Origin of the sequence: Pseudoalteromonas sp. S3260, from assembly GCF_005886925.1 — a bacterium.
Lineage (GTDB): Bacteria > Pseudomonadota > Gammaproteobacteria > Enterobacterales > Alteromonadaceae > Pseudoalteromonas > Pseudoalteromonas tetraodonis.
The window spans coordinates 1-8,206 of record NZ_PNCV01000120.1 but is presented as its reverse complement, the minus strand read 5'-3'; the positions used below and the strand labels follow the sequence as shown (position 1 = coordinate 8,206).

Annotated in this window: 7 protein-coding genes; 4 read left to right on the top strand and 3 right to left on the bottom strand. The window is 41.1% G+C overall.

What is annotated here, in order from left to right; genetic code table 11:
* The coding region (locus CWC14_RS15965) for a zinc ribbon domain-containing protein (RefSeq protein ID WP_171036865.1) at nucleotides 1-239 on the top strand (239 nt) is incomplete at its 5' end.
* Nucleotides 240-275: 36 nt separating this feature from the next.
* Here the strand turns inward: CWC14_RS15965 and CWC14_RS19800 are convergent.
* The 3 genes from CWC14_RS19800 to CWC14_RS15950 form a co-directional block, all read right to left on the bottom strand.
* A complete protein-coding gene (locus CWC14_RS19800; RefSeq protein WP_249928763.1) occupies nucleotides 276-533 on the bottom strand; it encodes a TlpA family protein disulfide reductase in 258 nt (85 codons plus the stop codon).
* 252 nt (nucleotides 534-785) lie between these two features.
* Nucleotides 786-2,741 (bottom strand): hypothetical protein, encoded by a 1,956-nt coding sequence (locus CWC14_RS15955; protein ID WP_138563856.1) that lies wholly within the window; start codon nucleotides 2,739-2,741, stop codon nucleotides 786-788.
* A 120-nt stretch (nucleotides 2,742-2,861) separates the two neighbouring features.
* Complete coding sequence (locus CWC14_RS15950) at nucleotides 2,862-3,740, bottom strand: LysR family transcriptional regulator (RefSeq protein WP_010389453.1); 879 nt, start codon at nucleotides 3,738-3,740, stop codon at nucleotides 2,862-2,864.
* A gap of 96 nt (nucleotides 3,741-3,836) precedes the next feature.
* Here CWC14_RS15950 and CWC14_RS15945 point away from each other — a divergent pair, with 96 nt between their 5' ends.
* Genes CWC14_RS15945 through CWC14_RS15935 form a run of 3 tightly spaced genes read left to right on the top strand, consistent with a single transcriptional unit; the run spans nucleotide 3,837 to nucleotide 8,146 of the window.
* Nucleotides 3,837-5,405, top strand: a complete 1,569-nt coding sequence (locus tag CWC14_RS15945) for an NADH-quinone oxidoreductase subunit L (protein WP_138563854.1) — start codon at nucleotides 3,837-3,839, stop codon at nucleotides 5,403-5,405.
* On the top strand, nucleotides 5,402-7,828 hold the full coding sequence (locus CWC14_RS15940; protein ID WP_138563852.1) for a DUF2309 domain-containing protein: 2,427 nt from the start codon (nucleotides 5,402-5,404) through the stop codon (nucleotides 7,826-7,828). Before CWC14_RS15945 ends, CWC14_RS15940 begins: the two co-directional genes overlap by 4 nt.
* A 3-nt stretch (nucleotides 7,829-7,831) precedes the next feature.
* The gene (locus tag CWC14_RS15935; protein WP_249928762.1) at nucleotides 7,832-8,146 is read left to right on the top strand and encodes a hypothetical protein; all 315 of its coding nucleotides are present in this window, start codon (nucleotides 7,832-7,834) and stop codon (nucleotides 8,144-8,146) included.
* The last annotated feature ends 60 nt before the right edge of the window (nucleotides 8,147-8,206 follow it).

Below are 8,206 nucleotides of genomic sequence, written 5' to 3'. Positions count from 1 at the left end.
ATTTGCTTCGATACAAACCGGAAGAAGCTAGTAGAGAATTTGTTGAAGTACTAAAAAAGCAAGTTAAGCCAAGTCAAACCTGCCCAGACTTCGGAGCTAAGAAGAAGAAATCCTTAGCAGACCGCTGGCACTCATGCGAATGTGGTTGTGAGAAGCCCCGCGATGTAGCCAGTGCGCAAGTTAACTTAAACTGGGCGTTAGGTATTCAGGCTGGGAACCAGCCTAAAAAGGTAGCTTAGGCTTTCTTTTTGAAACTCCTTCAAAACGCGCAGCGTTTAGTGGGAGTTGTTCATTACGCGGTTAATTTCAACCCCATTATGCTTCACAATAAAAGTGGGGGTATATTGTAAGTCATGCGCTAGAGCAATACCTGCCTCATCACGTTTGTCATAACCGACTGTAACAAAGGTTATTTTCGAAAGTTTAACCTTAGACTCATCGAGTAATTTTATTAATCGAGGTACTTCACGGGCACTGTCATGACACCACGTACCTAAAAGCACTAACACCTCTTTACCTGCTAGTTTTTGCATCAATGCAACGTCTTGCGGTGTCGGCGAAAATGTTTGGTATTGCTTAGCAAATTTATCGTGCTCGCTTAATAAACGCTTAATAAACGCTTAATAAACGCTTAGCAGTCATAGCGTCCGAGTGTGGTTTGAGCGTTGCATTCACTGCCAGTGGTAAACTCAACATTAAAAGTAAAATTAATTGTTTAAACATAATCTTATACTTAAATAGTGTTTTAGTTACTATACCCACAATCGAGCTTAAGTAAATAAAAATTACTTGCTTTTATCCATAAAATCATCCACTTGTGATAAAACGGCTAAGTACTCACGTTTGACTTCTTTGTTTTGTTCTAATTTATCTAAATCACCGATTAACGTTACTAATTGCGTATGTGAATAACTCGATGTTGTTCTAAACTCGTTCGACGCCCCCACACCACTGAGTCGTTTTCTTTCATTCATACGATAACTATCTTCATTTTTCTCGAGCCAAATATCGTTAATAAGACGAATATTACTCTCACTGGTGGATGTTTCTTTCAATTCCTTTTTTAGCTCGTATTGAGATATTTCGGGATTAAACTGATACACTTTTTTATCTACATCCACCTCATGAGCCTGATCAAGGGCAATCAATTCGTTATTTTTTACAGCGGTACCAATAGTGTAATTTTCTTGTTTATCATAATAATCAGGAGGGATGTCTGAGCGGTTACCTTCTTCATAATTAAAACGCGTGCTCGCCGTTTTATCTTGAGTAACCCCAGTTAAGCCTGCTGATTTTTGGTGTTCTGTATTTTGACTCAGCTTTGTGGTGCTTGTTGCTATGTAATCCCCCTGATCCATTGCAAAAGAGAATTTTGCATCAAAATCAGCTAACTTAGAAATACCATCGCCTAAGGAATTTTTATTACTGCTTCCTAGCCCTTGGTAGCGCGGATCTTTGGTGATCATATTGTCAACTAAATTAGCGACAAGCTCGCGTCCATTAGTAAACTGCTTTGTAGCAACCGACTCAATTTCACTATAGCGCTCAGCAGCTGATGACATACTACTAAACGCACTTTTAAAAACAGCCAACCCTTGTTTCATCACTTCATCACTTTTGTGACCAAACGCAGAACGTGTACTTTTCTCAGAGCTATTGAGCTGGCTATCTTCTAAGCTTTTATCGAGCGCTTTTATGTATTGTTGCATTTGGCTTTTGTCTTGAGCGCCAATGGTTGACATATCAAGCGAAAAATCAATATTGTTTTGTCCGTTTACCGATTCAAACTCCAGTATTTGCTGCTCAGAATCCTCATCAAGGGTATAACTTAAATTAAGCTCATTATCTATTCCAAGGAGCGCTCCATCAGCATCGCCAGTATTTCCCTCTGACGTTGAAAAGTACAAATCAAAACCCGAAAGTTCTTTATTATCAAAATTGCTCAGAAAACTTAAATCTAAATCAGCTTGGTTTGCGGGTACGTAACGACTGTAAGCGCTTTGTTTAGCCTTAAAAAATTCATCCGCCATTTCTCCAACACCAGAAAGTACTTGCGTTAATGCTTGGTGTTCAGACTCTGATAAGTCGCCATCCACTTCATAACTTACACTAAATTCATCCGTGGTTTCGCCGCTTTCTTCATCGTAACCTTGTGCAGAATGAAAGGTGATTTTAATAACATCACCTTCTTTGGTTTTTACCGAAAGCTCAAATCCATAGTTATCATCGTCTTCAAATCGCTCGCGATTAAAGCTTTCCATGAAAGGGTTAAGTGAGCGTTCAACACGCTGTTGGCTAGATGCTAAAAATGTTTTTTGATTAAATCCCAGTTGCCCCAAGTTTGATAAAATATCGCTAGTGTTGGCATAAGCACCTTGGATATTTTTTACCGAAGAATTTAAGCGCTCAATTAACTGATCACTGCGTTCGTTTTTTAATAAGCCCTCTTGCTGAGAGCTTATTACCGTACGTAGTGCAACCTCTTCACTAGAGAGCTTATAATTTGAGCCACTGGGTGTGCTGGAAATCGTGAGTAACGAGGATAATTGCTGATTAAGTATTTCATCGACTTGTTGGTCACTAAACTGACTGAGCATTTCATCAGTGATTGTTGCTGAGCTTGGCGCTAAGTGAGCACGCGATTGCAAATCTGTGGGAACACTGGTTTGGTTTGGATTATTGACCGATTGGGCAAGCAACGCATTTAAGTTAGCATAATTGCCTTGTAGTTTATTAACCATGATTATCCTTAATCTTCAGTACAATATAAATACGGTATCGGCCAACGAATTAAAAGCTTTAATTATTTGTTTATTATTCAAATATAAAGTATTTACGCAAAAAACATTCTTTAAAAGTAATTAGCAGGTTTTGGCAAGCAGCGACTTTAATATGTCTGGTACAAATTTTCGCTGCGCGGTAATGGCATAGAAGTGCTCAAATGCATCGGGTAAACGCTGATATTCAACCAGTAGGCCTTGTTCTATTTCATCCTTTACTACAACTGATGGCAATACCGATAACGCACCACTATCACGGGCAAGTAATCGCAGCATAGCCATATCATCAGCCTCTGCTTTTATTTTTGGCTGATACTGCCAACGAGCACACAAAGCATTAAATGAGTCTCTAATAGCTGAGGTTTTAGCGGGTAACACCCACTGTGCATCCGTGTAACCTGCTGGAAATTGGCCACGTATTTTTTTATCAGCTGGACCCACTATGGCTAATGGCTGGCGAGATACCAACTGACTTTGCCAAAGCTGATCGTAGTGCTCAAGCCCGATGGGTTTATTGGTTAAAACTAAATCCAGTTCGTGCTCTGCCAAACCATTTAGCAGCCCATCCATACGACCTGCAGTCAGTGAAAATCGTACTTCGTCATTGCTCATTAAGGGGTTAATAAATTCTTCGATAAAGTTACGAGAGAGCGTATTGAGCACCCCGATTGATAAATGCTGAGTTTGCGAAATCACCCCTTTATGAATAAAAGAAGACAGCTCTTCCCCTTTGGTGAATATATCGTTGGCGTACATTTGCACCCGCTTTCCCATATCGGTTAATGCGAGTGTGCGGCCTTTACGTTCAAATAACTCAATATTAATGGTGTGCTCTAATTGTTTTATTTGCGTAGAGAGCGCTGACTGCGACAAATGCAGTTCTTTCGCGGCTTGGGTTAAGTTACCAATACGAGCAACCGACCAAAAATAATATAAGTGATGATAATTTAAACGGCTCATTACTGTTCTCTTTTATAGAACGTTTATATGCATTATATCTATTTTTATTTAGTTATCTAGTTTGCCATACTTTGATCACTAAATAAGGAGCACTGAATGAGTGAGTATATTATTTCGTTGTTACTGCTAATAATGCCTTTGAGCACATTTATAGCAGCTTGGTTAATTGGCCAACAATCGCGCGCTTCAAATGGTCATGTGCTGTTTAAAGTAATGGTGTTTAATAGCATTGCATTTATAACAGCTATTACGCTTCATCAAATTTATGCTTTTAATTTACTCAGTTTCTTATCGCTGACCATGACCCGAATTATTATGCTAGGGCTTATATTATTTATCACGCTGATATTAATTCGCTTTTGTAAGCACTATATGCAAGGTGAGCCACGTGAAAACTACTTTTGGCGATGGCTATTACTTACCATCACTGCCGTATTAGTTGTGGTTATGAGCAACCACTTAGCGCTATTTTGGCTAGGCTGGGTGGCGATAAGTTTAGCACTACATAAACTATTAATGTTTTACCCTGAGCGCCCTCGAGCGGTGCTCGCCGCCCATAAAAAATTTATTGTGGCACGTGTTGCCGAATCCTTATTACTGATTGCATTTGGTATTTTGTGGTTCATTCACAATAGTCTGTACATAACTGATATAACCGCCTTTTATAACACCACCACGCTACCACTGTCTTTTGCAGAGCAAGTCGCTGCTTTTTTAATTGCCTTTGCGGCTTTAATAAAATGCGCTCAACTCCCAATACACGGCTGGCTAATTAAAGTGGTTGAAGTACCCACACCGGTGAGCGCTTTATTACATGCCGGAGTCATTAATTTAGGAGGCTTTTTATTAATTTTATTTGCGCCTTTGTTTATTCAAGCTGCGGCTGCACAGTGGTTAATTTTAATTATTGCTGGTTTAACTACGGTGATCAGCGCTTTGATAATGACTACCCGAATAAGCGTTAAAGTAAGGCTTGCTTGGTCTACCAGTGCGCAAATGGGATTAATGCTCATAGAATGTGCGCTGGGATTATTTGAACTAGCTCTGCTTCACCTTGTTACTCATTCAACCTATAAAGCCTTTGCATTTTTAAACTCAGGCAACGGTGTAAACGAAGATCTGATTCGCCGCCACATTCCAAAACAATCACTCACGTGCTTTGCTTGGTTAACGGGGGCATTGGTGTCGATTACCCTAGTTAGCGCTGCTTGGACCATTAGCGGCTATCAAGGCGCGGTCAGTGTGTGGCTACTTTTAGCATCGGCTTTAACTATTTTACTGGCCAACCAACATGGCGCTTCTAGCGTGCAAACTCACAGTAAAAAACTGCTAGTCGCACTATTAGTTGTTATTAGTTATGTGGTTGCTAAAAATATATTTACTTTAGCACTAGAGCTTGAGCAGTGGCGCGAAGCTGCATTTAGCCTCGCCGATAGCTGGGTAATAGCCCTTATTTTAACGTTAATGATTGCCAGCTACTGTTTACGCTACCAGTCTTGGCGACCACAGGTTAAATCACTTTCCACCCTATTATTTGCAGGTTTGTATTTAGATGAGTGGTTTACGCGGTTAACCCTAAAAATATGGCCGATAAATTTACCTAATAATGGCCACACCGATTTAAAAAATCATGCAGCTGGAATCACCGTTGAGGAATCAAAATGAGCAATCAAACGAATTCAAATCACACGGCATTATCGTTAAGTGACACTGAAAACAACATACTTAATAAAGTATGCGGTTACATAGCACCAAACTGGCCGTTAGATCAGATGATTGCCGTTAACCCATTTTGGGAAATGCGCCATATGCCAATTGAAGATGTAAGCGCACGACTGGATACCTTATGTAATGCCGACATGCTAATGCCTAAAGATTTTTATCAGCACAAGTACGACAACGGCATAATTACTGATAACCACTTAGCCGATGCCGCAACGCTACTTAATAGTGACTTTAATAAAGAGCAACTATTACAAGCGCTTAGAGTTGATGTGCCATTAGTAGACTGGCACAACATTGCAGATTTACTCGACCAACAACGTAATAAGCATAAAATGGCTTGGCATGATGAAATTACTCATCAGTTGAGTCAGTTTTGTGCTGCACATTATCAACAACTCGGCCCTATGCTGCATCGAAATGATACTCAAGCCCCATCTGAATTATATCGCCATTGGCTTACTGTTATTCAAGCTGATAAAGGCATTAGCATTGTTATGGATGAACGGCATTTAAATGGCTATTTTAAGCAATTACCCACATCCGCAGATGAACTGATTGCACTAACACTCTCAACCCTTAATATAGATAATGACTCGTTAGAGTTATATGCTCATTCGCTGCTTTTAGATATTAATGGTTGGGCATCGTGGTTGGCGTATTTGCGATTTCAAGGCCAACTTTACGCTAAGCCCAAAGATGATATGAAACAGCTACTGGCCATGCGAATGGCATGGGACTTGGTTATTTGGCAGTATCTGGCAGATCATGATAGTGCTTCATTTAAACAACTACAAAGTCAGTGGCAGCAAGAAAAGTCACTCGTAGTTGAGCGCCTGCATGCACACAAATTAGCACAAAAGCCATTATGGGTGTGGGCAAAAGCACTGGAGCTGAGCTATCAATACCCGCTTAATCATGCACTGCAAAGCGCCACTAAAACCCCAGTGAACAACGCTCAATTACAAGCGGTGTTTTGTATTGATGTACGCTCAGAGGTTATTCGCCGCGCGCTTGAATCGCAAAGTAAAAATATAGAAACCTTCGGCTTTGCCGGTTTTTTTGGCTTGCCACTAGAATATCAAGAAAATGGTAGTGCAATTACTCGTCCTCAACTACCAGGGCTACTCAAACCAGACATACATGCCACACAAACACACAAAGACGCGGCGCTTGAAGCATCTCGTCAAAATAGTGCTACATGGCAAAGTTGGTCAAAATCAGCCCCCTCATCGTTTTCTATGGTTGAATCAGCAGGCTGGCTGTATGCATTTAAATTAATAAAAAATACCTTTTTATCTAAAGGTAAAGCTAAAAAGTGCACAACCACCGACTGGCAATTAACACAAAATCAGCAAAAACTGACCCTAAAAGACAAAACCGACTTAGCTCAAAAAGTGCTTAACACCTTAGGAATAAAAGAGTTTGCGCCGCATATTATGTTGGTGGGCCACGCCAGCCATACAACTAATAACTTGCACAGCGCTGGCCTAGAATGTGGAGCCTGTGGAGGGCAAAGTGGCGAAGTTAATGTACGCGTGCTGGCTAACTTACTAAACGATACCCAAGTGCGCCAAGCGCTTAAAGAGCGAGGGCTAACACTGGCACAGAGCACGCAATTTATTGCCGCTATTCATAACACAACCACGGATGTCATCACCGCTTACGATACCGAGCTTAATGACAATCTGAAAAAATGGCTAACTGTTGCCACGCAAACCGCTCAGCAAGAACGCTTAGTAAATATCGACCCGCAGTTAGTTAATAAAACCGCGGATGAAATTAACCATGCTTATCAACAGCGAGCCCGCGATTGGTCGCAAGTACGCCCAGAATGGGGGCTTGCTAATAACGCGGCCTTTATTGTTGCACCACGAGCCTGGACTCGCAGTGTTAACTTACAAGGACGCTGTTTTTTACATGATTATGAATGGGAAAACGATAACGAATTTGCGGTATTAGAACTGATTATGACCGCCCCCATGATAGTAACCCATTGGATCAATAGTCAATATAATGCCTCGGTTACCGACAACCATAAATACGGCAGTGGTAATAAAATACTCCACAACGCAGTAGGCGGTAATATTGGATTATTTGAAGGTAATGGCGGTGACCTTCGTATTGGCTTAGCCATGCAGTCACTGCACAATGGGGAAAAATGGATGCACGAACCAATTCGCCTTAATGTATATATTGCTGCGCCGCAATCGGCAATCGCGGCAATTTATAACAAACATGTCATGGTGAAGGAGCTGATTGATAACCATTGGCTCACTCTCATTCGCTGGGGCGATGATAATACCCTAGAGCAGTTCGAAAATGGACATTTCTCAACTATATCAGCCTCTAATGAGCCAATATAAGCTATGCCAAAGGTAGTCATTGCTACTAAACATAAAAAGGCACCTCTTATCGCCCCTGCATTGAAGCCACTTGGCTATAATGTGGTAACAACCAGTCTATTTGATACCGATACACTTGGGATGTTTAGTCACGAAGTACAACGTCATTGTAGTGCCAATACAGCGGCACTGACAAAAGCTCAGCGCGCATGTGAACTCAAAGGCGAGCAATTTGGGCTTGGCAGTGAAGGCAGTTTTGGGGGGGGGGGGGCCGTATGGGGGTTTAATGAAGGGGGCCGAAGAATTTTTTTGTTTTTTTTTAAACAAAAAAAAAATTGATTTTTTTGTAACCGGGGGTGGGCATTTTTCGCCCCGCCGATTAACCTTTAGAGGGGACCC